Annotated in this window: 19 protein-coding genes; 11 read left to right on the plus strand and 8 right to left on the minus strand. The window is 61.0% G+C overall.

The features are described 5' to 3' along the window. Positions 1–59: 59 nt before the first annotated feature. From acnD to prpD, 3 genes are all read left to right on the plus strand, one after another. A complete protein-coding gene (gene acnD / locus IF189_RS09170; protein ID WP_134825991.1) occupies positions 60–2,654 on the plus strand; it encodes a Fe/S-dependent 2-methylisocitrate dehydratase AcnD in 2,595 nt (864 codons plus the stop codon). Positions 2,655–2,708: 54 nt separating this feature from the next. Beyond that, the gene (prpF, locus tag IF189_RS09175) at positions 2,709–3,911 is read left to right on the plus strand and encodes a 2-methylaconitate cis-trans isomerase PrpF (protein ID WP_192553147.1); all 1,203 of its coding nucleotides are present in this window, start codon (positions 2,709–2,711) and stop codon (positions 3,909–3,911) included. A 118-nt stretch (positions 3,912–4,029) separates the two neighbouring features. Further along, positions 4,030–5,514, plus strand: coding sequence for a 2-methylcitrate dehydratase (prpD, locus tag IF189_RS09180; protein WP_192553148.1), 1,485 nt, complete (start codon positions 4,030–4,032; stop codon positions 5,512–5,514). Positions 5,515–5,533: 19 nt separating this feature from the next. Here the strand turns inward: prpD and IF189_RS09185 are convergent, their stop codons facing one another. The 3 genes from IF189_RS09185 to IF189_RS09195 all read right to left on the minus strand — a co-directional run bounded on the left by IF189_RS09185 (position 5,534) and on the right by IF189_RS09195 (position 9,731). Beyond that, the gene (locus tag IF189_RS09185) at positions 5,534–6,856 is read right to left on the minus strand and encodes an AAA-associated domain-containing protein (RefSeq protein ID WP_134825994.1); all 1,323 of its coding nucleotides are present in this window, start codon (positions 6,854–6,856) and stop codon (positions 5,534–5,536) included. Positions 6,857–6,870: 14 nt separating this feature from the next. Continuing rightward, positions 6,871–8,616, minus strand: a complete 1,746-nt coding sequence (locus IF189_RS09190; protein ID WP_192553149.1) for an ABC transporter permease — start codon at positions 8,614–8,616, stop codon at positions 6,871–6,873. 296 nt (positions 8,617–8,912) lie between these two features. Further along, positions 8,913–9,731, minus strand: a complete 819-nt coding sequence (locus IF189_RS09195) for a pyruvate, water dikinase regulatory protein (protein WP_085711899.1) — start codon at positions 9,729–9,731, stop codon at positions 8,913–8,915. 174 nt (positions 9,732–9,905) lie between these two features. On the opposite strand from IF189_RS09195, the gene ppsA reads away from it, so the two are divergent. The 8 genes from ppsA to IF189_RS09235 all read left to right on the plus strand — a co-directional run bounded on the left by ppsA (position 9,906) and on the right by IF189_RS09235 (position 18,081). After that, positions 9,906–12,278, plus strand: a complete 2,373-nt coding sequence (ppsA, locus tag IF189_RS09200) for a phosphoenolpyruvate synthase (RefSeq protein ID WP_134825996.1) — start codon at positions 9,906–9,908, stop codon at positions 12,276–12,278. Positions 12,279–12,376: 98 nt separating this feature from the next. Beyond that, the gene (locus IF189_RS09205; protein WP_134825997.1) at positions 12,377–13,366 is read left to right on the plus strand and encodes an alpha/beta fold hydrolase; all 990 of its coding nucleotides are present in this window, start codon (positions 12,377–12,379) and stop codon (positions 13,364–13,366) included. Between the two features lie 226 nt (positions 13,367–13,592). After that, positions 13,593–14,084, plus strand: coding sequence for a ribonuclease E activity regulator RraA (gene rraA, locus IF189_RS09210; protein WP_134825998.1), 492 nt, complete (start codon positions 13,593–13,595; stop codon positions 14,082–14,084). Between the two features lie 24 nt (positions 14,085–14,108). Beyond that, positions 14,109–15,104 (plus strand): zinc transporter ZntB, encoded by a 996-nt coding sequence (locus IF189_RS09215; RefSeq protein ID WP_085711903.1) that lies wholly within the window; start codon positions 14,109–14,111, stop codon positions 15,102–15,104. 63 nt (positions 15,105–15,167) lie between these two features. Then, a complete protein-coding gene (locus IF189_RS09220) occupies positions 15,168–15,416 on the plus strand; it encodes a CrfX protein (RefSeq protein WP_065259737.1) in 249 nt (82 codons plus the stop codon). Positions 15,417–15,418: 2 nt separating this feature from the next. Then, a complete protein-coding gene (locus IF189_RS09225; RefSeq protein WP_065259736.1) occupies positions 15,419–16,243 on the plus strand; it encodes a mechanosensitive ion channel family protein in 825 nt (274 codons plus the stop codon). Positions 16,244–16,333: 90 nt separating this feature from the next. Next, the gene (sigX, locus tag IF189_RS09230) at positions 16,334–16,924 is read left to right on the plus strand and encodes an RNA polymerase sigma factor SigX (protein ID WP_011333251.1); all 591 of its coding nucleotides are present in this window, start codon (positions 16,334–16,336) and stop codon (positions 16,922–16,924) included. A gap of 107 nt (positions 16,925–17,031) precedes the next feature. Continuing rightward, complete coding sequence (locus IF189_RS09235) at positions 17,032–18,081, plus strand: OmpA family protein (RefSeq protein ID WP_085711904.1); 1,050 nt, start codon at positions 17,032–17,034, stop codon at positions 18,079–18,081. A 75-nt stretch (positions 18,082–18,156) separates the two neighbouring features. Here IF189_RS09235 and cobA read toward each other — a convergent pair whose 3' ends face one another. The 5 genes from cobA to IF189_RS09260 form a co-directional block, all read right to left on the minus strand. Beyond that, on the minus strand, positions 18,157–18,909 hold the full coding sequence (gene cobA / locus IF189_RS09240) for a uroporphyrinogen-III C-methyltransferase (protein WP_134825999.1): 753 nt from the start codon (positions 18,907–18,909) through the stop codon (positions 18,157–18,159). A gap of 13 nt (positions 18,910–18,922) precedes the next feature. Continuing rightward, a complete protein-coding gene (locus IF189_RS09245; RefSeq protein ID WP_192553150.1) occupies positions 18,923–21,637 on the minus strand; it encodes a nitrate reductase in 2,715 nt (904 codons plus the stop codon). Continuing rightward, positions 21,637–21,954, minus strand: coding sequence for a nitrite reductase small subunit NirD (gene nirD / locus IF189_RS09250; protein ID WP_007951992.1), 318 nt, complete (start codon positions 21,952–21,954; stop codon positions 21,637–21,639). Before nirD ends, IF189_RS09245 begins: the two co-directional genes overlap by 1 nt. Continuing rightward, on the minus strand, positions 21,951–24,404 hold the full coding sequence (gene nirB / locus IF189_RS09255; RefSeq protein ID WP_134826001.1) for a nitrite reductase large subunit NirB: 2,454 nt from the start codon (positions 24,402–24,404) through the stop codon (positions 21,951–21,953). Before nirB ends, nirD begins: the two co-directional genes overlap by 4 nt. A gap of 310 nt (positions 24,405–24,714) precedes the next feature. After that, entirely contained in the window at positions 24,715–26,385 is a 1,671-nt protein-coding gene (locus IF189_RS09260; protein ID WP_192553151.1) for a bifunctional protein-serine/threonine kinase/phosphatase, read from the minus strand. Positions 26,386–26,388 lie beyond the last annotated feature (3 nt).

The following is a 26,388-nucleotide window of genomic DNA, read 5'->3' on the forward strand; positions in this document are numbered from 1 at the left end:
GGGGAGGGCGCCGGTACAGGCGCCCCCTCTTTGAAACTACCGTGACCGAGTCCTGACCGATGAACACAGAATTTCGCAAGAACCTGCCCGGCACGCCGCTGGACTTTTTCGACGTCCGCGCGGCTGTCGATGCGATCCAGCCGGGCAGCTACGACACCCTGCCGTACACCTCTCGCGTGCTGGCGGAAAACCTCGTGCGTCGCTGCGACCCGGCCACGCTCACCGATTCCCTGAAACAACTGATCGAGCGCAAACGCGACCTCGACTTCCCGTGGTTCCCTGCTCGCGTGGTGTGCCACGACATTCTCGGCCAGACCGCGCTGGTGGACCTCGCCGGCCTGCGCGACGCGATTGCCCAGCAGGGTGGCGACCCGGCGCAGGTCAACCCGGTGGTGCCGACGCAACTGATCGTCGACCACTCGCTGGCGGTCGAGGCGGGCGGTTTTGACAAGCAGGCGTTCGAGAAGAACCGCGCCATCGAAGACCGTCGCAACGAAGACCGTTTCCACTTCATCAACTGGACCAAGAAGGCGTTCAAGAACGTCGACGTGATCCCGCCGGGCAACGGCATCATGCACCAGATCAACCTGGAGAAAATGTCTCCGGTGATCCAGGTGCGCGACGGCGTTGCATTCCCGGATACCTGCGTCGGCACCGATAGCCACACCCCGCACGTCGATGCACTGGGCGTGATCGCCATCGGCGTCGGTGGGCTTGAAGCCGAGAGCGTGATGCTCGGCCGTGCGTCCTGGATGCGTCTGCCGGAAAGCGTCGGCGTCGAACTGACCGGCAAGCTGCAACCGGGCATCACCGCCACCGACATGGTGCTGGCGCTGACCGAATACCTGCGCAAACAGAAAGTGGTGGGCGCGTGGCTGGAGTTCTTCGGCGAAGGTGCTTCCGCGCTGACCCTCGGCGACCGCGCGACCATCTCCAACATGGCTCCGGAATACGGCGCTACTGCCGCGATGTTCTACATCGACCAGCAGACCATCGATTACCTGAAACTCACCGGTCGTGAAGACCAGCAAGTGCAACTGGTCGAGCAGTACGCCAAACAGATCGGCCTGTGGGCCGACAGCCTGAAAGGTGCGCAATACGAGCGTGGCCTGACCTTCGACCTGTCTTCGGTGGTGCGCAACATGGCCGGCCCGAGCAACCCGCACGCTCGCGTGGCGGTATCGGATCTGGCGGCCAAAGGCATTTCCGGGAAATGGGAAGACGTGCCCGGCCAGATGCCCGACGGCGCGGTGATCATCGCCGCCATCACCAGTTGCACCAACACCAGCAACCCGCGCAACGTGATCGCTGCCGGACTGCTGGCGCGCAATGCCAACAAGCTCGGCCTGACCCGCAAGCCTTGGGTCAAGTCGTCGCTGGCGCCGGGCTCGAAAACCGTGGCGCTGTACCTCGATGAAGCGGGGCTGACCACGGAGCTGGAGCAACTCGGTTTCGGCGTCGTCGCGTTTGCCTGCACCACTTGCAACGGCATGTCCGGCGCGCTGGATCCGGTGATCCAGCAAGAGATCATCGACCGTGATCTGTACGCCACCGCCGTGCTGTCCGGCAACCGCAACTTCGACGGCCGGATTCACCCTTACGCCAAGCAGGCATTCCTCGCTTCGCCGCCGCTGGTGGTGGCCTACGCGATTGCCGGCACCATCCGTTTCGACATCGAAAAAGACGTGCTCGGCGTGGTCGACGGCAAGGAAATCCGCCTGAAGGACATCTGGCCGAGCGACGAAGAAATCGATGCGGTGGTGAAATCCTCGGTCAAGCCGGAGCAGTTCCGTCAGGTCTACATCCCGATGTTCGCCATCCATGAAGACACCGGCCCGAAAGTCACGCCGCTGTACGACTGGCGCGAAATGAGCACCTACATCCGCCGTCCGCCGTACTGGGAAGGCGCACTGGCCGGAGCGCGTCCGCTCAAGGGCATGCGCCCGCTGGCGGTGCTGCCGGACAACATCACCACCGATCACCTGTCGCCGTCGAACGCGATCATGCTCGACAGCGCCGCCGGCGAATACCTGGCGAAAATGGGCCTGCCGGAAGAGGACTTCAACTCTTACGCGACCCACCGTGGCGACCACCTGACCGCACAGCGCGCGACGTTTGCGAACCCGAAACTGTTCAACGAAATGGTCGTGGAAAACGGCAAGGTCAAGCAGGGCTCGCTGGCCCGTGTCGAGCCGGAAGGCAAAGTGATGCGCATGTGGGAAGCCATCGAAACCTACATGGAACGCAAGCAGCCGCTGATCATCATCGCCGGCGCCGACTACGGCCAGGGTTCGTCCCGGGACTGGGCGGCCAAAGGCGTGCGACTGGCGGGTGTGGAAGCGATTGCCGCCGAAGGTTTCGAGCGCATTCACCGCACCAACCTGGTGGGCATGGGCGTGTTGCCGCTGGAGTTCAAACCGGGCACCGACCGCAAGACCCTGGGCATCGACGGCAGCGAAACCTACGACGTGATCGGCGCCCGCACGCCACGCGCCGACCTGACGCTGGTGATCCATCGCAAGAACGGCGAACGCGTCGACGTGCCGGTGACCTGTCGCCTCGACACCGCCGAAGAAGTGTCGATCTACGAGGCCGGCGGCGTGCTGCAACGCTTCGCCCAGGACTTCCTCGAAGAGTCGGCGGTTGCCGTTTAAATCAATCGATGTGGGCATGGGATTTTAAGTCCCATGCCTTCGTTAAGGAGCACCATGGCTCACGCAGCTAAGTTCGCACCGCAGATCAAGATCCCCGCCACCTACATGCGCGGCGGCACCAGCAAAGGCGTGTTTTTCAGCCTCAAGGATCTGCCCGAAGCGGCGCAGATTCCCGGCCCGACCCGCGATGCACTGCTGCTGCGGGTAATCGGCAGTCCCGACCCCTACGACAAGCAGATCGACGGCATGGGCGGTGCCACGTCGAGCACCAGCAAAACCGTGATCCTGTCGAAGAGCATCAAGGCCGATCACGACGTCGATTACCTGTTCGGTCAGGTGTCCATCGACAAGCCGTTCGTGGACTGGAGCGGCAACTGCGGCAACCTGTCGGCGGCGGTCGGTTCGTTCGCCATCAGCAACGGCCTGGTGGATGCCAGCCGCATTCCGCACAACGGTGTGGCGGTGGTTCGCGTGTGGCAGGCCAACATCGGCAAGACCATCATCGCCCATGTGCCGATCACCAACGGCGAAGTCCAGGAAACCGGTGATTTCGAACTCGATGGCGTGACCTTCCCGGCCGCCGAAGTGCAGGTCGAATTCATGGACCCGGCGGCGGAAGAAGAGGGCGGCGGTGGTTCGATGTTCCCCACCGGCAACCTGATCGATGAGCTGGAAGTGCCGGGCGTCGGCACGTTCAAGGCGACCATGATCAACGCGGGTATCCCGACGATCTTCGTCAACGCCGAAGACATCGGCTACACCGGCACCGAACTGCAGAGCGCGATCAACAGCGATCCGAAAGCCTTGCAGATGTTCGAGACCATCCGTGCTTACGGTGCGTTGCGCATGGGGCTGATTTCCAACATTGACGAAGCGGCCAAGCGTCAGCACACGCCGAAAGTGGCTTTCGTGGCTCGGCCTGCGGATTACGTGGCGTCCAGTGGCAAGGCGGTTGCGGCCGGGGATGTGGATCTGCTGGTGCGGGCGTTGTCGATGGGCAAGTTGCACCACGCGATGATGGGCACGGCGGCGGTGGCGATTGGTACCGCAGCGGCCATTTCCGGCACCTTGGTGAATCTGGCGGCCGGCGGCGTTGAGCGCAATGCCGTACGCTTCGGACATCCGTCCGGGACGTTGCGCGTCGGGGCCGAGGCCAGTCTGGAAAATGGTGAATGGGTCGTGAAGAAAGCGATCATGAGCCGTAGTGCGCGGGTACTGATGGAAGGCTTCGTCCGCGTGCCTGGAGATTCGTTCTGACGAACAGTCGCCGAGAGCGAGCCTGATCGCTCTCGGCGCTTTGCGTATTTCAATAACAAGAAAAATTAGCCCTGAACCGAGGTCCCATCAACGAACCACTTTCAAGAGTGAATCGAACATGAGCGCCAACGTCGACCTGAACAACCGCCCCGACTACGACCATGTCCTGCAGGACATCGCCGATTACGTCCTCACCTACAAGATCGAATCCACCGAAGCCCTCGACACCGCCCGCAACTGCCTGATGGACACTTTGGGCTGCGGCCTGCTGGCCCTGCGTTTCCCCGAATGCACCAAACACCTCGGGCCCATCGTCGAGGGCACCGTTGTCCCGTTCGGTGCCCGCGTGCCGGGCACTTCCTATCGGCTCGATCCGGTAAAAGCCGCGTGGGACATCGGCTGCATCGTGCGCTGGCTCGATTACAACGACACCTGGCTCGCCGCCGAATGGGGGCATCCGTCGGATAACCTCGGCGGGATTCTCGCGGTGGCCGATCACCTTTCGCAAAAGCGTCTGGCCAATGGCGAAGCGCCGCTGACGGTGCGTGATGTGCTTGAAGCGATGATCATGGCCCACGAGATTCAAGGCGTGATCGCCCTGGAAAACTCCTTCAATCGCGTAGGTCTCGACCACGTGATTCTGGTGAAAGTGGCCTCGACAGCCGTTGTCGCCAAGCTCATGGGCGCCAATCGCGAGCAACTGCTGTCGGCGTTGTCCCATGCGTTTGCCGATGGTCAGGCGTTGCGCACGTACCGCCATGCGCCGAATGCCGGTTCGCGCAAATCCTGGGCAGCGGGGGATGCTTCGAGTCGCGGGGTGCGTCTGGCGGATATCGCGATGCGCGGCGAGATGGGCATTCCCGGCGTGTTGACGGCCAAGCAGTGGGGCTTCTACGACGTGCTGTTCAGCCACACCAACAACGATCTGGCGCTCAAGCCCGAAGGCAAACGCGCCTTCAGCTTCTCGCGTCCTTTCGGCAGTTACGTGATGGAAAACGTGCTGTTCAAGATCAGCTTCCCCGCCGAGTTCCACGCGCAAACCGCCTGCGAAGCCGCCGTGACCCTGCACCCGCAGGTGCGCAATCGTCTGCATGAGATCGACCGGATCGTCATCACCACCCACGAATCGGCGATCCGCATCATTTCCAAGGTCGGCCCGTTGGCCAACGCCGCCGATCGCGATCACTGCATCCAGTACATGACCGCCGTGCCGCTGGCGTTCGGCAATCTGGTGGCCGAGCAGTACGAAGACGATTTCCACATGGCGCATCCGATCATCGATGTGTTGCGCGAAAAAATGGTCATCGTCGAAGAGCCGCGTTTCACCCGCGAATACCTCGAAGCCGACAAACGCTCGATTGCCAACGCGGTGCAGGTGTTTTTCAAGGACGGTTCCAGCACCGAAAACGTGGTGGTGGAATACCCGATCGGTCACCGTCGGCGCCGGGCCGAGGGCATTCCGTTGCTGGAGGACAAGTTCAGGGCGAACCTGGCCACGCGTTTCACCGGCCAGCGCAGCGCCGAGATCCTTGCGCTGTGCAAGGATCAGGCGCGACTTGCGGCGACGCCGGTGCACCGTTTTGTCGACTTGTTCGTGATCTGAACGCCGGAATTGTCGAGGGCTACAGGCTGCCCTCGACATCCTCCAGGCTGAACGTTTCGGTGTGGTCGTCGTAGGAGAAAATCTCCGCATAACGACCCCAGGCGATCACGATTTCCAGGTTTTTCTCGACGAAGGCTTCGGTCAGCGAGTCTTCCAGTTCCTGCTCGAAACGCACCCGTGGCGCCCGGTGGCCGTTGCGTTCCAGCAGGACCTGGCGGATCCGCGCGGCCAGCGGTATGTAGCGGATCAGGTGTTCGGCGAACAGAGTCTTGCGCTCTTGCGTGCCGTAGTCAGCGAACAGTTTGCCGGCGTCGGTCAGGGTGATGTCCGCGCCCTTGAGTTCGGCGAAGCCCAGGAATTCGAGCATCTCGGCCACCGGGAACAGGTCGTCCACTTCCAGCAAACGCCGCTCGGCCACGGTGGGCAGGCCGGCGTGGCCGTTGTAGGGCTCGGCCGCCAGGGTTTCGATCAGACCCGCCATCAGGTTGGTGGACACTTCCTGCAGCGGGCTGCTGATCTTCAGTTCGGGTTTGCCAATGCTGGCGTCGGCGCTGCGGCGGTCGGTCATCTGCGCGTAGATGTCATCGACCATCTGCCGGAAGGCCGGATCCAGGCGATTGCGCGGGTGGGCGAAGGGCACCTTGATTTCCGCCACCAGCCGCCCCGGATTGGACGACAGCACCATAATGCGGTCGCACATCAGCACCGCTTCTTCGATGTTGTGGGTGACGATCAGGATCGATTTGATCGGCAGTTGCTTGCCGCTCCACAGGTCCAGCAGATCGTTTCTCAAGGTTTCGGCAGTCAACACGTCCAGCGCCGAAAAGGGTTCGTCCATCAACAGCAGCGTCGGGTTGACCACCAGCCCGCGAGCGAAACCCACGCGCTGGCGCATGCCGCCGGACAGCTCCCGAGGGTAGGCGTTTTCGAATCCGTCCAGGCCGATCAGGTCGATGGCCGCCAGCGCACGCTTGCGCGCTTCCTTGCGTTCGACCTGCAGGGCTTGCAGGCCGGCCTCGACGTTTTCCAGCACCGTCAGCCACGGGAAAAGGGCAAATGTCTGGAACACCATGGCCACGCCTTCGGCCGGGCCATCCAGCGGTTTGCCGTTGTACAGGACCTCGCCCGACGACGGTTCGATCAGGCCGGCGATGATCCGCAGCAGGGTCGACTTGCCCGAGCCGGAGCGGCCGAGCATGCCGACGATTTCGCCTTCGTGCAGGGCCAGGTTGACCCCGCTGAGCACTTGCAGCTCGTCCTTGCCCTTGCCAAATACCCGGTTCACGTCGGTGAGCGAGTAGATTTCGGGTGTGGCGCCAGTGTGTTCGGTATAGGTATTCATCACATCGAATCCCGTCAGTTCAGGCGAAGTTTGTTTTCGGCCATGGCGTACATCGGCCGCCAGACCAGGCGATTGAAGGCCACGACAAAAAACGCCATGACCACCACGCCGAGAGTGATTTTCGGGAAGTCGCCGGCGGCCGTGGTTTGCGCGATATAGGCGCCGAGGCCATGGGCGACGACCTTGTCCTGTCCCCAGGAAACGAATTCGGAAACGATGCTGGCGTTCCACGCCCCGCCCGAGGCGGTGATGGCGCCGGTCACGTAGTACGGGAAGATCCCCGGCAGCATCACCTTGCGCCACCACAGCCAGCCGCGAATGCGGAAGTTGGCGGCGGCTTCCTTGAAGTCATTGGGGAAGGCGCTGGCCCCGGCGATCACGTTGAACAGGATGTACCACTGCGTCCCGAGCACGATCAGCGGGCTCAGCCAGATATCCGGGTTCAACTGGTAACGCAGGATCACGATGACAAACACCGGGAACAGCAGGTTCGCCGGGAACGCCGCGAGGAACTGCGCCAGCGGCTGGATCTTTTCCGCCAGGGCCGGACGCAGCCCGATCATCACGCCCAGCGGCACCCAGATCAGCGAGGCGATAAAGATCAACCCGGCGACCCGCAACAGGGTGTACAGCCCCAGCAGCAACACATGCCCGACCTCGGCGAATGTCACTTCCGTGCCGACATACAGCACGATGTGGTACAGCGCATACGCGGTCAGCAGCGCGATAAACGTGCCCCAGATCCAGTCGATGGCCTTGGTGGTGGCGGGGCTTTCCGAGGCCATGACCTTGCGCGCCGTGCGCGGCAGGTTCAGGCGCATGTTGCCGAGTCGGCTGATGGCGCGGCTGATCGGACGCAGAATGCGCTGGATCATCCGGGTGCGCTGGATCAGATTCAGGACCCAGGATTCCGGCGCAGCGGTCTGCGAGGCGGTGTTCTCCATGCGGAACTTGTCGGCCCAGGCCACCAGCGGGCGGAACAGGAACTGGTCATAGATCAGGATGACCACGATCATCGTCAGGATGACGTAGCCCACGGCGTGCATGTCTTTTTGCGCGATGGCCAAGGCCAGGAACGAGCCGATCCCCGGCAGGGTGATGGTCTGGTCGCCGACGGTGATCGCTTCCGAGGCCACCACGAAAAACCAGCCGCCGGACATGCTCATCATCATGTTCCAGACCAGCCCGGGCATCGCGAAGGGCACGTCGAGCTTCCAGAATTTCTGCCAGCCGGACAGTTGCAGGTTGGTCGACACCTCCACCAGATCCCCCGGCAGCATGCGCAGCGACTGGTAGAAGCTGAACGTCATGTTCCACGCCTGACTGGTGAAAATGGCAAAAATCGCAGCGAATTCCGCGCCCAGAACCCGGCCGGGAAACAGCAACAGAAAAAAGGTTACGGTGAAGGAGATGTAACCCAGCACCGGCACCGATTGCAGGATGTCCAGCACCGGCACCAGCAGTTTTTCGGCTCGGCGGCTTTTCGCGGCCAGCGTGCCGTAGAGCAGGGTGAACACCAGTGCCGCGACCATCGCCGCAAGCATGCGCAAAGTGGTGCGCATGGCGTATTCCGGCAAATTGGCCGGGTCGAGTGAAACCACTTCACTTTGCAGCGTGCCGATCGGCGCCCAGGTTTCCCGGGCGCCGATCGAGAAAAACAGCAGGAAGCCGATCACCAGCGGCATGGCGATCAAGTCCCAGCGATTGGGCAGCAGGCGTCGGGTCGAGGCCGGTATGTAGTGACGGAACACTTTATTCATAAGCAGTGATTCCTGCAGTGCTCTGAATGGAGGCGCGGCAGTCTGAGCGTAGCTTCAGTCTGCACGGCGCACCCGGGAATGAACGGACGCTCATTCCTTGACTTCAATAGGGAGGCTGGATGCTGCGGGCCCGTTGAATTCAGCGGGCCGAGAGGGTTGGCGCATCCGGTTTGTGGCCGGATACGCAACTTGCGCGGATTGTATATTTCGGAATGTTACAGAGGCGTAAAAAACACGGCCCGGGGCCGGGCTTGTGATACTTCATTCAGCCTGCGGACAGGTTGGGAGCGTCGGGGTTACTTGAACCGCCGTTCCACGCCTTTTTCCACCAGGATCTTGGCCGAAATCTCTTCCACGGAAAAATGCGTGGAGTTGATGTGCGGGATGTTTTCGCGGCGGAACAGGTTCTCCACTTCGCGCACTTCGAATTCGCACTGGGCGTAGCTCGAATAGCGGCTGTTGGGTTTGCGTTCGTTGCGGATCGCGGTGAGGCGGTCCGGATCGATGGTCAGGCCGAACAGCTTGTGCTGGTGGGCGCGCAGGGCGGCCGGCAGTTGCAGGCGCTCCATGTCGTCTTCGGTCAGCGGGTAGTTGGCCGCGCGGATGCCGAACTGCATCGCCATGTACAGACACGTCGGTGTCTTACCACAACGCGACACCCCCACTAGTATCAGGTCGGCCTTGTCGTAATAGTGGGTGCGCGCGCCGTCGTCGTTGTCGAGGGCGAAGTTCACCGCCTCGATCCGCTCCATGTAGTTGGAGTTGTGGCCGATCGAGTGGGATTTGCCGACGGTGTAGGAAGAATGCTCGGTCAGTTCCTGTTCGAGCGGGGCGAGGAACGTCGAGAAAATGTCGATCATGAAACCATTGGAGGTTGCGAGAATCTCACGAATGTCCTGATTGACGATGGTGTCGAAGATAATCGGCCGGAAACCATCGGTTTCAGCGGCTTTGTTGATTTGTTGTACCATGGCCCGCGCTTTGTCCGCGTTGTCGATGTAGGGCCGCGTGAGTTTGGTGAACGTAATGTTTTCGAACTGCGCCAGAAGGCTTTGACCCAGGGTTTCGGCAGTAATGCCGGTGCCATCGGAGATAAAGAAAGCAGATCGTTTCATTTGCACCTTGGGCCTTAAGCTAATGAGTATTTCTGGATATGATAGGCGCGATTTGTCGGCCGCCAATGGCCCGCATTCTCACTTATTTTCCAGGTCCAGGCCATACAACCGGCCGATGCTCCCCCGAGCCGCCGGTTTCTGAGCTTTTCCAACACAGTTAGTGGAGAGATCACCTTGGTAGAGTACGTAGTTTCCCTCGATAAGCTCGGCAAACACGATGTTGAGCATGTGGGGGGCAAGAACGCATCCCTGGGCGAGATGATCAGCAACCTGGCCGGTGCCGGTGTGTCGGTCCCCGGCGGCTTCGCCACCACCGCGCAGGCCTATCGCGACTTTCTCGAGCTGAGCGGCCTCAACGACCAGATCCACAAGGCTCTCGACGCCCTGGACGTCGATGACGTCAACGCGCTGGCCAAGACCGGCGCCCAGATCCGCCAATGGATCATGGAAGCCGAATTCCCTGAAAAACTGAACACCGAGATCCGCACCGCATTCGCCGCGCTGTCGGCCGGTAATCCCGATGTGGCCGTGGCCGTGCGTTCCTCCGCCACCGCCGAAGACCTGCCGGACGCTTCGTTCGCCGGTCAGCAGGAAACCTTCCTGAACATCCGCGGTGTGGAAAACGTCATCCGCGCGGCCAAGGAAGTATTCGCTTCCCTGTTCAACGACCGTGCCATTTCCTACCGCGTGCACCAGGGCTTCGACCACAAACTGGTCGCCCTGTCTGCCGGCGTGCAGCGCATGGTGCGTTCGGAAACCGGCACTGCCGGCGTGATGTTCACCCTTGATACCGAATCCGGCTTCCGTGACGTGGTGTTCATCACCGGCGCCTACGGCCTGGGCGAAACCGTCGTACAAGGCGCGGTGAACCCGGACGAATTCTATGTCCACAAGGGCACGCTGGAGGCCGGTCGTCCGGCGATCCTGCGCCGCAACCTGGGCAGCAAGGCCATCAAGATGATCTACGGCGACGAGGCCAAGGCCGGTCGTTCCGTGAAGACCGTCGATGTCGACAAGGCCGACCGCGCACGTTTCTGCCTGACCGACGCCGAAGTCAGCGAACTGGCCAAGCAGGCGATGATCATCGAGAAGCACTACGGCTGCCCGATGGACATCGAATGGGCCAAGGACGGTGACGACGGCAAGCTGTACATCGTGCAGGCCCGTCCGGAAACCGTGAAGAGCCGCACCCAGGCCAACGTCATGGAACGTTACCTGCTGAAGGAAACCGGCACCGTGCTGGTGGAAGGCCGTGCCATCGGTCAGCGCATCGGCGCGGGCAAGGTGCGGATCATCCGCGACGTGTCGGAAATGGACAAAGTGCAGCCGGGCGACGTGCTGGTCTCCGACATGACCGACCCGGACTGGGAACCGGTGATGAAGCGCGCCAGCGCCATCGTCACCAACCGTGGCGGCCGTACCTGCCACGCAGCGATCATCGCCCGTGAGCTGGGTATTCCTGCAGTCGTCGGTTGCGGCAATGCCACCCAACTGCTGAAGGATGGCCAGGGCGTGACTGTGTCCTGCGCCGAAGGCGACACCGGTTACATCTTCGAAGGCGAACTGGGCTTCGACATCAAGAAGAACTCCGTGGACGCCATGCCGGAGCTGCCGTTCAAGATCATGATGAACGTCGGCAACCCTGACCGCGCCTTCGACTTCGCGCAGCTGCCGAACGCCGGTGTGGGCCTGGCCCGTCTGGAATTCATCATCAACCGCATGATCGGCGTCCACCCGAAAGCGCTGTTGAACTACGACGGCCTGCCGCAGGAAATCAAGGAAAGCGTCGACAAGCGCATCGCCGGTTACGACGATCCGGTCGGCTTCTACGTCGAGAAACTGGTCGAAGGCATCAGCACCCTGGCGGCTGCATTCGCACCGAAGAAGGTCATCGTGCGTCTGTCGGACTTCAAGTCCAACGAATACGCCAACCTGATCGGCGGCAAACTGTACGAACCGGAAGAAGAAAACCCGATGCTGGGCTTCCGTGGCGCTTCGCGTTACATCAGCGAATCGTTCCGTGACTGCTTCGAACTCGAGTGCCGTGCGCTGAAACGAGTGCGCAACGAGATGGGCCTGACCAACGTCGAAATCATGGTGCCGTTCGTCCGTACCTTGGGCGAAGCCAGCCAAGTGGTCGATCTGCTGGCCGAAAACGGCCTGAAGCGCGGCGACAACGGCCTGCGCGTGATCATGATGTGCGAACTGCCGTCCAACGCGATCCTGGCTGAAGAATTCCTCGAATTCTTCGACGGTTTCTCGATCGGTTCCAACGACCTGACCCAGCTGACACTGGGCCTGGACCGTGACTCCGGGATCATCGCGCATCTGTTCGACGAGCGTAATCCGGCGGTCAAGAAGCTGTTGGCCAACGCGATTGCCGCGTGCAACAAGGCCGGCAAGTACATCGGCATCTGCGGTCAAGGCCCTTCGGACCACCCGGACCTGGCCAAGTGGCTGATGGAACAGGGCATCGAAAGCGTGTCCCTGAACCCGGACACCGTGCTGGAAACCTGGTTCTTCCTGGCCGAAGGTCAGGCGGAATAAGCCGTGAATGAAGCCCCAGCCTGATGAACCGGGCCGGGGCTTTAAGATTGAAGTAGGGCGAGCTCTCCGGATGCCGCCCTTTTTTGTGCAAGAGCATTATGCAAAGCAGCAGCAACCTTTTTCCTGTCGCTTTGATCAGCGCCGAACGCCGCGGTGATCTGAGCGAAGACATCTACCGTTTGAAACCGGGCAACAGCCCCGACTGGTCCGTGGAAATCGCGGTAACCCGTCTCGGCATGGCCGATGAACCGGCGACACGCGGTGTGCCGGTGATCTTGCTGCATGGCAGCTTCTCCAACCGACGTTTCTGGTTCTCCCCGAAAGGCCTGGGGCTGGGCGCTTACCTCACGCGCCTGGGGTTCGATGTATGGATCCCGGAGATGCGCGGCCACGGCATGTCCCAGCGTAACGAGGACTACCGCCGCAACCGTGTCGCCGACTACGCCCGTTACGATCTGCCGGCCATCGCCGCGTTCGTGCGTGAACAGAGCGGGCAGATTCCGCACTGGATCGGTCATTCGCTGGGCGGTATTACGCTCGCGGCCGCGCTGGGCGGCGAATACCTCGGTGAGCCGGCCGTGGCGTCGGCGGCGTTTTTCGGCACGCAGGTCAGTCGTACCTACTGGCCGCTGAAAATTCCGCCGGTGGAGTGGAGCGGGCGCTTCATCCTCAAGCGCTTTGCCCAGTTGTCCGGCTCGCGGCTCAAGCGTGGCCCGGAGGACGAGCCGATCGGTCTCGCGCTGGAAAGCATGCGCTGGTACGGCCTGTTCGGGCGTTTCGGCGACAAGGACAAGGATTGGTGGGCGGGGCTAGCCGACGTTCAGGTGCCGGTTTTGGCGGTGACAGCGGCGGGCGATCATCAGGATCCGGCCTGGGCCTGCCGCAAGCTGTTCGAGCAAATCGGCTCCGAGCACAAGCAATTCATCAATCTGGGACGTGAGCAGGGCTTCAGCGAAAATTTCGGCCATGTCGAGATGCTGGTGAGCAAGGCCGCCCAGGCTGAAGTCTGGCCGCTGGTGGCGCGCTGGTTGACTGACCAGCACACGCCATTACTCGGCGAAAAGGTGGATCTGGCGGCGGCAGGATGAGTGGAAGGCTCTGAAAATGGCATTTCGTTCGAGTCGGCTTGCGGCTAAGATATGACGCATTGGACGGTTCCGGTCACATTTGGTGACTGTTTCGCTATTACGTTTCAGCTTGTGTTCAGGTTCGCTCAGCGACCATTGCATGAACTAAGGTAAACAGCGACCGCCGGATCTCGTTTCAAAAGAGTGCGACATCCTTGATCGTCTTCCTTGTTACAGGAGTTATTCGATGAACCATTACCTTACGCCTGACCTGTGTGACGCCTATCCGGAGCTGGTGCAGGTGCTGGAACCGATGTTCAGCAATTTCGGCGGCCGTGATTCCTTCGGCGGCGAAATCGTGACCATCAAGTGCTTCGAAGACAACTCGCTGGTCAAGGAACAGGTCGAACTCAAGGGCAACGGCAAGGTGCTGGTGGTCGATGGCGGCGGTTCCCTGCGGCGTGCGCTGCTGGGCGACATGCTGGCCGACAAGGCCTCGAAAAACGGTTGGGAAGGGCTGGTGATCTACGGTTGCATCCGTGACGTGGATGTCATTGCCCAGACCGATCTCGGCGTGCAGGCATTGGCCAGCCACCCGATGAAGACCGACAAACGCGGTATCGGCGACCTCAACGTGCCGGTGACTTTCGCGGGTGTCACCTTTCAACCGGGCCAATACATTTATGCGGACAACAACGGCGTGATCATCTCGCCGAGCCCGCTGAAAATGCCTGAATAAATCGCGGCAAGAACCGGAGTGAGGATGTTCGAGGAAGAAAACGCGCAATGGGGGCTGGTGCATGCCCTGGTGCTGGACGGTAAAGGCGGTGCGCGTTCGATAGCCCGGACTGAACTCGACGATCTGCAGCTGCAGGCCCATGAAAGCCTGTGGCTGCACTGGGATCGCAGTCATCCGCAGACCCAGACATGGCTGCGTAAATCCAGCGGGCTCAACGAATTCACCTGCGATCTGCTGCTGGAAGAGAACACCCGCCCGCGGCTGTTGCCGTTGCCCGATTCCGAATTGCTGCTGTTTTTGCGCGGGGTCAACCTCAATCCCGGTGCCGAGCCGGAAGATATGGTCTCGGTGCGGATTTTCGCGTCGGCCCAGCGTGTGATTTCCCTGCGTTTGCGCCCCTTGCGCGCCACCGATGAACTGCTGGCGATGCTGGGGGAGGGCAAGGGCCCGAAAACCTCGTCCGAACTCATTCTCTATCTCGCGCAATACCTCACCAACAAGGTGCAGGATCTGGTCACTTGCCTCTCGGAAGTGGTCGATGATGAGGAAGAAAAGCTGGATGCCGACGAACGGTATACCCCCGAGCACGGAGCGGTTTTGCACATCCGTCGCCGGGCGGCCGGACTGAAGCGTTTTCTCGCACCGCAGCGGGATATTTTCGGACAGCTGACGCGGATAAAACTGCCATGGTTCGTCGATGACGACGCGGACTACTGGAACGAATTGAACAACAGCCTGACCCGCTATCTCGAAGAGCTCGAATTGACCCGAGAGCGCGTGGGGCTTGTGCTGGACACCGAAGACCGGCGTTTGAGCGTGCGCATGAATCGCACCATGTACCGCTTCGGGATCATCACCGGGATCTTCTTGCCGATGAGTTTTCTCACCGGCCTTCTGGGGATCAATGTCGGCGGAATTCCGCTTTCCGGAAACCCTTACGGCTTCCTGGTGGCGTGCCTGCTGATGGTTCTGGTGGCCCTCGGACAATGGTGGTTGTTCCGCCGATTGCGCTGGGTATGACGATGCATCATGTGACCCGACCAAATCTGCCCGCGTCTTTCACAGACATCACGAGAGGTGCGTATGCACGATCCGTTTGAACAGTCTTTGCGCGACATGCTCAACGCCTCGCCGTCCGGCCGCGACGACGATGCCTGCCTGGGCCGCGTACTCAAAACCGCCAACCGCCAGGTCGGCGCCGGTGATCTGTTCAGCCTGCTGGGCCGCTGGCTGCCCGCGCTGATGATCGCCCTGAACAACGGCTCGGCTCATGTCGCGCCGGTTTCCCGTCTCCGTAAACCTAACGCTCGCACTGCTGATAAGGCTGATTGAATATGGAACTTGATCTCTGGACTCAGAGCCTCGTCACGGCAATGACTGCGTTGTGGACCAAAGTCGCTAATTTCATCCCGAACCTGTTCGGCGCACTGGTGGTGCTGCTGTTGGGCTTCGTCGTGGCCAAGTTGCTGGACACCCTGCTGTCCAAACTGCTGGCCAAGCTCGGTCTGGATCGCCTGATGGGCGGCACCGGCCTGACCAAATTGATGTCCCGTGCGGGACTGCAAGTGCCGATTTCGACCCTGATCGGAAAAATCGTCTATTGGTTCGTTCTGCTGATTTTCCTGGTTTCTGCGGCAGAATCCCTTGGGCTTGAGCGAGTTTCAGCTACGCTGGACATGTTGGCGCTGTATGTACCGAAAGTTTTCGGTGCTGCGCTGGTGCTGCTGGTGGGTGTATTGCTGGCACAACTGGCCAACGGTCTGGTGCGCGGTGCGGCAGAAGGCGTCGGACTGGACTACGCTTCAGGACTTGGGCGAATTGCCCAGGGCCTGGTGATCATCATCAGTATCTCGGTCGCGATCAGTCAGCTCGAGGTCAAGACCGACCTGCTGAACCATGTGATCGTCATCGTATTGATTACCGTTGGTCTGGCGGTTGCGCTGGCCATGGGTTTGGGAAGCCGGGAAATTGCCGGTCAGATTCTTGCGGGAATCTATGTGCGTGAGTTGTATCAGGTTGGGCAACAAGTGCGTGTTGGCGAGGTCGAAGGCCAGATCGAAGAGATCGGCACGGTTAAGACCACATTGCTGACCGATGAGGGTGAGCTAGTCTCTCTCTCCAATCGGATCCTGCTGGAACAGCATGTGAGTAGCCGCTAATCCGGCAAACCCTGCTAATGTATGCCGCCGCAAAATGCCAGCTGATGCTGGCAGCGGTGGACATTGACCTGACTGTCGGCACGACTTGTTTTGAATAAAGCCCAAACGCTATCCACGCGCTACGACCCCCGCGAGCTCTCTGACGAGGAGTTGGTCGCGCGCTCGCATACCGAGCTGTTTCACGTGACGCGCGCCTATGAAGAACTGATGCGGCGTTACCAGCGAACACTATTTAACGTTTGTGCGCGGTATCTTGGGAACGATCGCGACGCAGACGATGTCTGTCAGGAAGTGATGTTGAAGGTGCTGTACGGCCTGAAGAACTTCGAGGGGAAATCGAAGTTCAAGACATGGCTATATAGCATCACTTACAACGAATGCATCACGCAGTATCGGAAGGAACGGCGAAAGCGTCGCTTGATGGACGCACTGAGTCTTGACCCCCTCGAGGAAGCGTCCGAAGAAAAGGCGCCGAAACCCGAGGAGAAGGGCGGACTTGATCGCTGGCTGGTGTATGTGAACCCGATTGACCGTGAAATTCTGGTGCTACGTTTTGTCGCAGAGCTGGAATTTCAGGAGATCGCAGACATCATGCACATGGGTTTGAGTGCGACAAAAATGCGGTACAAACGTGCTCTTGATAAATTGCGTGAGAAATTTGCAGGCATTGCTGAAACTTAGTTCGGCGCAAATATCTCTTACGTGTAGGCAAGTTCTGATAGACTTGCCGCCGAGTTGTCCCCCGGTTTGCGGGACTGCTTCACAATCACCAGATGGGGATTTAACGGATGAAACTGAAAAACACCTTGGGCTTGGCCATTGGTTCTTTGATTGCCGCTACTTCGTTCGGCGCACTGGCACAAGGCCAAGGCGCAGTTGAAGGCGAACTGTTCTACAAGAAGCAGTACAACGACAGCGTTAACCATGTCGAAGACGGCTTCAACCCAGGCGCCTCTATCGGTTACTTCTTGACCGACGACGTGTCGTTGAACTTCACCTACGACAAGAACAACCACACCCGTTCGAACGACGGCACTGGCAGCCAGAAGCTGGATGGCGACAACTTCGGCCTGATCGCTCAGTACCACTTCAACAACGCTGGTGACGCTCTGCGTCCTTACGTTGCTGGCGGTGTGAAGCACGGCAGCCTGACCAACGTAGCCGCTGACGGCCACACCGGTCGCGACCAGTCGACCTACCTGAACGCTGGCGCTGGCGTTAAGTACTACTTCGCTGAAAACTTCTACGCCCGTGCTGGTGTAGACGCTGACTACAAACTGGACAACGGTCGCTGGAACTACGCTCCAGTAATCGGTCTGGGCGTGAACTTCGGTGGCGGCAACAAGCCTGCTGCTGCTCCAGTTCCAGCACCAGCTGAAGTCTGCTCCGACAGCGACAACGATGGCGTTTGCGACAACGTTGACAAGTGCCCGAACACCCCGGCCAACGTAACTGTTGACGCTGATGGCTGCCCGGCAGTTGCTGAAGTTGTTCGTGTAGAGCTGGACGTGAAGTTCGACTTCGACAAGTCGGTCGTCAAGCCAAACAGCTACGCTGACATCAAGAACCTGGCTGACTTCATGAAGCAGTACCCATCGACTCACACCACTGTTGAAGGTCACACTGACTCCGTCGGTCCTGACGCTTACAACCAGAAACTGTCCGAGCGTCGTGCAAACGCCGTTAAGCAAGTTCTGGTTAACCAGTACGGTGTTGAATCGTCCCGCGTTCAGTCGATTGGCTACGGCGAAACCCGTCCAGTTGCTGACAACAAAACCGAAGCTGGCCGCGCCGTGAACCGTCGCGTAGAAGCTCAGGTTGAAGCTCAAGCTAAGTAATTAGCTCGCTGCTTTGAGAAAAGCCCGGCTTATGCCGGGCTTTTCTTTGTCTGCAATTTGGTAAAAACCAGATGATCAGGCTGACTGATCGGCTGGCCAGGCGAGCAAGCCGGGTCGGGCCGCAGAGGCTGCCACTGCACCAATCACCAGAATGGCCGGACTCTTGAGCTGGAATCTGCTGGCCGCTTCCTCCATCCCCGTCAGATCGCTCCGGCATTCCCGCTGCTGCGGCAGGGAGGCGTTCTCGATCATCGCCACCGGCGTCTCCATCGCCATCCCGCCTGCCAGCAATTGCTCACGAATCTCGCTGAGCCTGGCGACTCCCATGTAGATCACCAAAGTCGTTCCACCCTGCGCCAGCGCTTGCCAGTTCACCTGACTGTCATCCTGAGTGTGCGCGGTAACCAGCGTCACACCCCGCGCCACGCCGCGCAAAGTCAGCGGAATATCACACTGCGTCGCCCCGGCCAGTCCGGCAGTAATGCCATTGACCAACTCCACTTCAACCCCGCGCTCACGCAGCCACTGCGCTTCCTCGCCGCCACGGCCGAAGATGCAGGGATCGCCACCCTTGAGACGAACCACGCATTTGCCCTGACGTGCATAACGCAGCATCAGCCGATGAATGAATGCCTGAGGCGTCGAGCGGCAGCCGCCGCGCTTGCCGACCGGAATGATCCGCGCGTCAGGGCAGTGCTCCAGCACGGCGTCATTGACCAGATCGTCGATCAGCACCACCTCCGCTTCGTGCAAGGCACGCACGGCTTTGAGCGTCAGCAATTCAGGATCGCCAGGACCTGCGCCCACTAGCCAGACTTTTGCGTTCATGGTGTTTTCCTCTTCAGATAACGGCGACCGGCCGTGCTTCGGCGGCCAGCAAACGCTTGATTTCCGGGACGCAGGAACCGCATTGCGTGCCGCAGCCCAGTGTGTTTTTCAAACCCTGCAAATCCAGACCTTCACGAATCCCGGCGCAGACCGCGCTATGGCTGACGTTCCTGCAATTGCACAAGGTCTTGTCGGTAACGCTTTGCACACCGGCATTGCCCGGCGGCGCGCTCATCGGCGCCAGCAGCCAGCGCCGCAGTTGTTCGTCCGCGCGGCCCTCCAGCCACAGGCCTTGCAGCCAATGCTGGGCGAGGGTTTCACCGGCGAGGCGGATCGCCGTGATTCGCCCGCTCTCGATACGTACCCGTTTGCCGATGGCCCGGCGCGGATCTTCATAGGCCAGCACCGGGCCCTCGATCAGGGCCAGGCACTGATCGATTTCGCGCAGCAATTGCGGATCGGGCGCGGCGGCGCTGGCAGCGCGTATCAGCAACGCCGGACGCTCGCGACCGACAAGGCTGAGGCTGACGTAGGAAAACGCCTCACACAGCGGTCGAAGCGCCTCAAAGTGCCGTTGAACATCGCCCTCGATCAGTGCGAAAAGCTGCCAGGGCAGATCCACCGGCTCCAGGCGTACACCGCTGTGCTTGAGTTCCGGTTGTTTCGACAAGGGATCGAAGGCGGGCAGGGTCAGGCAATTCACGCCGCCTTTGAGAAAACGGTCGCCCCAGTGCATCGGCAGAAAGGCCTGGCCCGGACGAACACTGTCATCGCTGGCGACCGCCACGATCACCGCTCCCCGGCGGCTCTTCAGATTCACCAGATCCCCCGGCTGCAAACGGTGCCGGCGCAATTCGTCCGGGTGCAGACTCAGCACGGCTTCGCTGACATGCCCGAACAACTGCGCTGCTGTGCCGGTGCGGCTCATACCGTGCCATTGATCGCGCAGACGGCCGGTGATCAGGGTCAGTGGAAAGCGCGCGTCCCGTTGCTCCTTGGCAGCGCGGTAGGGGTCGGCAACGAACTGCGCGCGACCGCTGGCCGTAGGAAATACGCCGTCGCAGTACAGGCGTGGAGTGCCTTGCCGGGCGCCCTGAGGAAACGGCCATTGTTGCGGACCGATTTCATCGATCAACTCGTGGCTGATGCCGGACAGGTCCAGATCGCGGCCACGGGTCAGTGCCTTGAATTCATCGAACAACTGCGCGGGGCGGTCAAACGCAAACAGGCTCGGCTGTTGCGGACGCAGCCGTTTCTCCAGTCGTTGTGCGAAATTTACCGTGATCGCCCAGTCCGGCCGTGCTTCACCCGGTGCGGCAATGGCTTTGCGGACGTGGGAAATCCGCCGTTCGGAGTTGGTCACCGAGCCTTCTTTCTCGCCCCAGCTGGCCGCCGGCAACAGCACGTCGGCAAACGCTGCGGTTTCGGTGGTGCGAAACGCTTCCTGCAACACCACGAACGGACAAGCCTGCAGCGCAGCCCGCACAGTATTCTGGTCCGGCATCGATTGCGCCGGGTTGGTGCAGGCAATCCACAGCGCCTTGATCTTGCCGTTGCGCACCTGTTCAAACAGTTCGATGGCGCTGAGCCCGGTATTTTCCGGCAGCTTATCCACACCCCAATACGCCGCCACTTCGGCGCGATGCTCCGGATTGGCTACTTCACGATGGCCTGGCAACAGGTTGGAAAGGCTGCCGGTTTCCCGCCCGCCCATGGCATTCGGCTGACCGGTCAGGGAGAAAGGTCCTGCACCCGGCCGGCCGATTTGGCCGGTGGCCAGGTGCAGATTGATTAGCGCACTGTTCTTCGCGCTACCGGCGGTGGACTGGTTCAACCCCATGCACCACAGCGACAGGAAACTCGGCGCGGTACCGATCCACTCGGCGCATTGCTGCAACTGCTCGACGCTGATCCCGCACAACTGCGAAACCATGGCCGGGGTGTAATCGCGCACCAGGCTTTTCAGCTCGGCAAGGCCTTCGGTATGGGCCTTGATAAAGTCGCGGTCGATCCGGTCTTCCCACAACAACAAATGCAAAATCCCATGGAACAAAGCGACATCGGTGCCCGGCAGAATCGCCAGATGCAGATCTGCCAAATCACAGGTATCGGTGCGCCGTGGGTCGATGACGATGACTTTCATCTGCGGGCGGCGGGATTTGGCCTCTTCGAGCCGACGAAACAGTACCGGGTGGGCGTAGGCCATGTTACTGCCGACGATCATCACGCAATCGCTCAGCTCCAGGTCCTCGTAGCTGCACGGTGGTGCGTCGGCGCCGAGGCTGCGTTTGTAGCCGACCACGGCCGAAGACATGCAAAGTCGCGAGTTGCTGTCGATGTTGTTGGTGCCGACCAGCGCCCGCGCCAGCTTGTTGAAGGCGTAGTAGTCCTCGGTCAGCAGCTGTCCGGAGATGTAGAACGCTACGCTGTCGGGGCCGTGTTCGGCGATGGTTTCGGCGAACACGTTGGCGGCGTGTTCCAGCGCGGTGTCCCAGTCGCAGCGGCTGCGCGCAAGTCCTTTGCCCAGGCGCAATTCCGGGTACAGCGCCCGCGCCGCCAGATCGCCGGTCAGGTGCAGGGTCGAGCCTTTGCTGCACAATTTGCCGAAGTTGGCCGGGTGCGCCGGATCGCCGCTGACGCCGAGAATGCGCTCGCCGTCATGCTCGATCAGCACGCCGCAGCCGACCCCGCAATAACAGCAGGTCGAGGCGGTCGTCTGGCGGTTCATCAGACGGCGTCCCGCAGGGCCAGTTGCACGCGGCCGTTTTCGACCCGGGCCGGATGATGGTGCGCGCAACCGACGTCCGGTGCCTGGGCTTCGCCGGACTGCAGGTCGATCTGCCAGTTATGCAGCGGGCAGGCCACTCGCTTGCCGTAGATCAGGCCCTGAGACAGCGGGCCACCCTTGTGCGGGCAGCGGTCATCGAGTGCGAAAACTTCGTCGTCGCTTGTGCGAAAGATCGCGATGTCACCTTTGGGCCCGGCAATGATCCGCGAACCGAGGGCATTGATCTCTTCCAGGGCACAGATATCGAGCCAGTTCATGCCGGCACCTCCAGGTTTTTCACGGGGATCACGTCGAACTCTTTCTTCAGTTGCGGCTGGGCGAGGCGTTCTTTCCACGGGTCCTGTTCGAACGACAGGGAGAATTGCAGGCGCTCGTTCAGGGCCTTGCGGCGCTCGGGATCTTCCAGCACGGCTTTCTTGATGTGCTCCATGCCGACCCGTTGCAGGTAGTGCACGGTGCGTTCGAGGTAGAAGGCTTCTTCGCGGTACAGCTGCAGGAACGCGCCGTTGTATTCGCGTACTTCCTCGGCGGTCTTGAGCTTGACGAAGAACTCGGCGACTTCGGTCTTGATCCCGCCGTTGCCACCGATGTACATCTCCCAGCCGGAATCGACGCCGATAATTCCTACGTCCTTGATCCCTGCTTCCGAGCAGTTGCGCGGGCATCCGGAGACCGCCAGCTTCACTTTGTGCGGCGACCACATGTTGAACAGGTCATGTTCGAGGTCGATGCCCAACTGAGTTGAATTCTGTGTGCCGAAGCGGCAGAACTCGCTGCCGACGCAGGTTTTCACGGTGCGGATCGACTTGCCGTAGGCGTGGCCGGACGGCATGTCGAGGTCTTTCCACACGCCGGGCAGGTCCTGCTTCTTGATCCCCAGCAGGTCGATGCGCTGGCCGCCGGTGACCTTGACCATCGGCACCTGATATTTGTCCGCCACGTCGGCGATCCGCCGCAGTTCCGACGGGTTGGTCACGCCGCCCCACATCCTCGGCACCACCGAGTAGGTGCCGTCCTTCTGGATGTTGGCGTGGGCCCGCTCGTTGATCAGGCGCGACTGCGGATCGTCCTTGGCTTCGCCGGGCCAGGTGGAAATCAGGTAGTAGTTGAGGGCCGGGCGGCAGGTGGCGCAGCCGTTCGGGGTGCGCCAGTTGAGGTAACTCATGGTGTCGGCGATGGTCAGCAGGTGCTGCTCGCGAATGGCCTGGCGGATCTGGCCGTGGTTGAGATCGCTACAACCGCAGATGGCTTTTTCGCTTTTCGGTTTGACGTCCGCCGCACCGCCGACGGTGTTGATCAGGATCTGCTCGACCAGCCCGGCGCAGGAACCGCAGGAACTGGCGGCCTTGGTGTGTTTTTTCACCTCGTCGACGCTGAACAGCCCGTGTTCCTGAATCGCCTTGACGATGGTGCCCTTGCACACACCGTTGCAGCCGCAGACTTCGGCGTTGTCGGCCATGCTCATGGCTTTGTCCTGGCCCTGATGTCCTACGTCGCCTAAAGCATTTTCGCCAAACATCAGGTGATCGCGGATCTCGCCGATGGCGTGATTCTCACGAATCTGTCGGAAATACCAACCGCCATCTGCCGTATCGCCGTACAGACAGGCACCGACCAGCACGTCATCCTTGATCACCAGTTTTTTGTACACCCCGCCGATCGGGTCGGAGAGGGTGATGGTCTCGGTGCCTTCGCCGCCCATGAAGTCGCCGGCGGAAAACAGGTCGATGCCGGTGACTTTCAATTTGGTCGACGTCACCGAACCCTGATAGCGGGCGAAACCCAGTTGCGCCAGATGGTTGGCGCAGACCTTGGCCTGTTCGAACAGTGGCGCGACCAGACCGTAGGCGATGCCACGGTGGCTGGCGCATTCGCCGATGGCATAGATGCGCGGGTCGTAGGTCTGCAGGGTGTCGTTGACCAGAATCCCGCGGTTGCAGGGGATGCCGGCCTTTTCCGCCAGTTCGGTATTGGGGCGAATGCCGGCGGCCATCACCACCAGATCGGCAGGAATGATGTCGCCGTTCTTGAATTGCACCGAGCCGACGCGGCCGTTGCCGGCGTCGTGCAGGACCTGGGTCTGTTCGCACAGGCGAAAGTGCAGGCCACGGGATTCGAGCGCGGTTTGCAGGAGCTGGCCGCTGGTCTTGTCCAGTTGCCGCTCCAGCAGCCATTCACCGAGGTGCACCACCGTGACGTGCATGCCGCGCAGCATCAGGCCGTTGGCCGCTTCGAGGCCGAGCAGGCCGCCGCCGATCACCACGGCGTGCTTGTGGGTCCTGGCGGTGTCGATCATCGCCTGGGTGTCGGCGATGTCGCGGTAACCGATCACGCCCTGCAAGGTGTTGCCGGGGATCGGCAGGATGAACGGGGTCGAGCCGGTGGCGATCAGCAGGCGATCGTATTCGGCCTCGGTGCCGTCCTCGGCGATCACCCGGCGCTTGACCCGGTCGATCTCCACCACTTTGCGGTTGAGCAGCAATTTGATGCCGTTTTCCAGGTACCAGTCGAGGTCGTTGAGCACGATCTCTTCGAAGGTCTGTTCGCCGGCCAATACCGGCGACAACAGGATGCGGTTGTAGTTGGTGTGGGGCTCGGCGCCGAAGACCGTGATGTCGTACAGCTCGTTGCTCAGCTTGAGCAGTTCTTCCAGGGTACGGACCCCGGCCATGCCATTGCCGATCATCACCAGTTTGAGTTTTTTCATCAGGTTCTCCGGGGAGCTTCGGGCTTGCCTCTTGTGGGCAGTCAGGCCTTGCTCGACAAAAATGGCGCAAACAAAAAAGGCGTCCCGCCAGTTACCTAGCGAGGACGCCTTTGTCCTTGTCCCGTTCTCTCGGGAAGCCTGGCCTTCGTCGTTGAAGGTCGGGCTTTATGTCAGTTGAGCACGTTAATGCAGTGGTTGTGCCAAGTCGCGGTGAGCCGCGAATTCATTGGGTTAGTGCTGGAATTGGCCAGATGTTCATTGTGGTTTTTGCACTGAATGGAAGCGGCACGCCCGTTAATGGAGCGCCGCATCAGCCGTGAAACAACAGAAACAGCAGCACCAGATTGCCCAGCAGCGCCAGTAACGCCAATGTCCGCCAGACCTTCAGCGGTTCCCGTTCGAGCAAAGGACGAGGGCGTACATTCAGGCTGCGGCGTTCACCCTGCTCCAGCGTGAACAACCATTCCTCGGCGGTTTCATAGCGTTGCAACGGATCGGCCGAGACGCCACGTTCCAGACTCTGCGCCAGCCATTCCGGCAGATCCGGCCGATATCGAGCCGCACTCACCGGCACCCCGAAACGCGGACGCTGGAAGGCTTCGATTTCTCCGTAGGGGAAGTGTCCGGTGAGCAGGAAATACAAGGTCACGCCCACCGCGTACAGATCCTGACGAGCCTCGGGTGCATCGCCACGAAAAGACTCCGGGGCGATATAACTCGGGGTTCCCGGCAGTGTCGACGGCGTGTCTTGCGAAAGGCCGGGGCAATACGCCAGACCGAAATCCAGCAAGCGCAACTCGCCGTCGTCCCCCAGCAGCAGGTTCTCCGGTTTGATGTCGCGGTGCAGAATCTGCCGCCGATGCAGCAGGCCGACGGCCCGCAACAGGCGTTCGGCCACGTCCTGCCACTGAGGCAGGGGCAGCGGACCGCTTTGCTCGAACAGACGCGCCAGTGTGATCCCCGAATATTCACGCATCACGTAGTACAAATGCTGACGCTGACTGGCGCTATGGACTTCAGGGAAATGTCGCCCGGCCACGCGTTTGAGAAACCATTCTTCCGCCAGCAAGGCCTGACCTGCGTGGGCATCGTCCGCCAGCCGTGTGGGCAAGGTTTTCAACAGCCACGTCTGGCCTTGGTTATCGAGGACGCGATACAGCAGCGATTGCTGGCTCTGACCAACGATGCCTTGCACCTGCCAGCCCTCGAAGGTCTGGCCCGGTTTGAGCAATGGGGGCAGCGGCCATTGCTGCAACTGGATCAGCGCATCGCCGATGCTCGCTTCCCCCACGGCATCGACCCGCACCAGCAAGGCGCTGGCGTTGTCCTGGCTGCCGGCCAGATGCGCGGCGTTGACCAGTGTTTGTGCCGCACTGTGCAGATCCGGTTGATCACGCAGAATCCCGGCGATGGCCGTGTCGCCGAGCGCGGCCCAGACACCGTCGCTGAGCAGCACGAAGTTCTCGCCCTCACGCAGCTCGCCGTCGAGAAAATCCAGTACCAGATGTTGGTCCAGGCCTAGTGCACGCTTGAGCACGTGCTGCATGCCCGGTTGCTCCCAGACGTGATCCTCGGTGATCCGCTGCAGGCTGTCGGTATGCCAGCGATAGACCCGGCAATCCCCCACATGCGCCAGTGTGAAGCGTCTGCCGCGCAGGACCAGCGCGCTGACGGTGGTGAGCAATGGCTGGCCACCGCCATTGGCCTGCAACCAGCGATTTTGCGCGAGCAACAGGCGATCCAGTGCCTGGGCCACGCTCCAGGTCTGCGGGGTGGCGTAGTAGTCCAGCGCCAGTGCCTGCAAGGTCGAGCGCGCAGCCAGACCGCCATCGGCGCACTGGCTGACGCCGTCGGCGATGGCGAACAGAAACCCTTTGCTGGCGGCCAGCGCCGGGGCCGGCGTGACCAGGCGCAAGGCGTCCTGATTCTCCGCGCGCGGGCCGGTGGCGCTGGCTTCGGCGAAGCTCAGTTGCAGGGCCATGCG

The sequence above is a fragment of the Pseudomonas sp. IzPS59 genome (genome assembly GCF_014863505.1).
Lineage (GTDB): Bacteria > Pseudomonadota > Gammaproteobacteria > Pseudomonadales > Pseudomonadaceae > Aquipseudomonas > Aquipseudomonas kribbensis.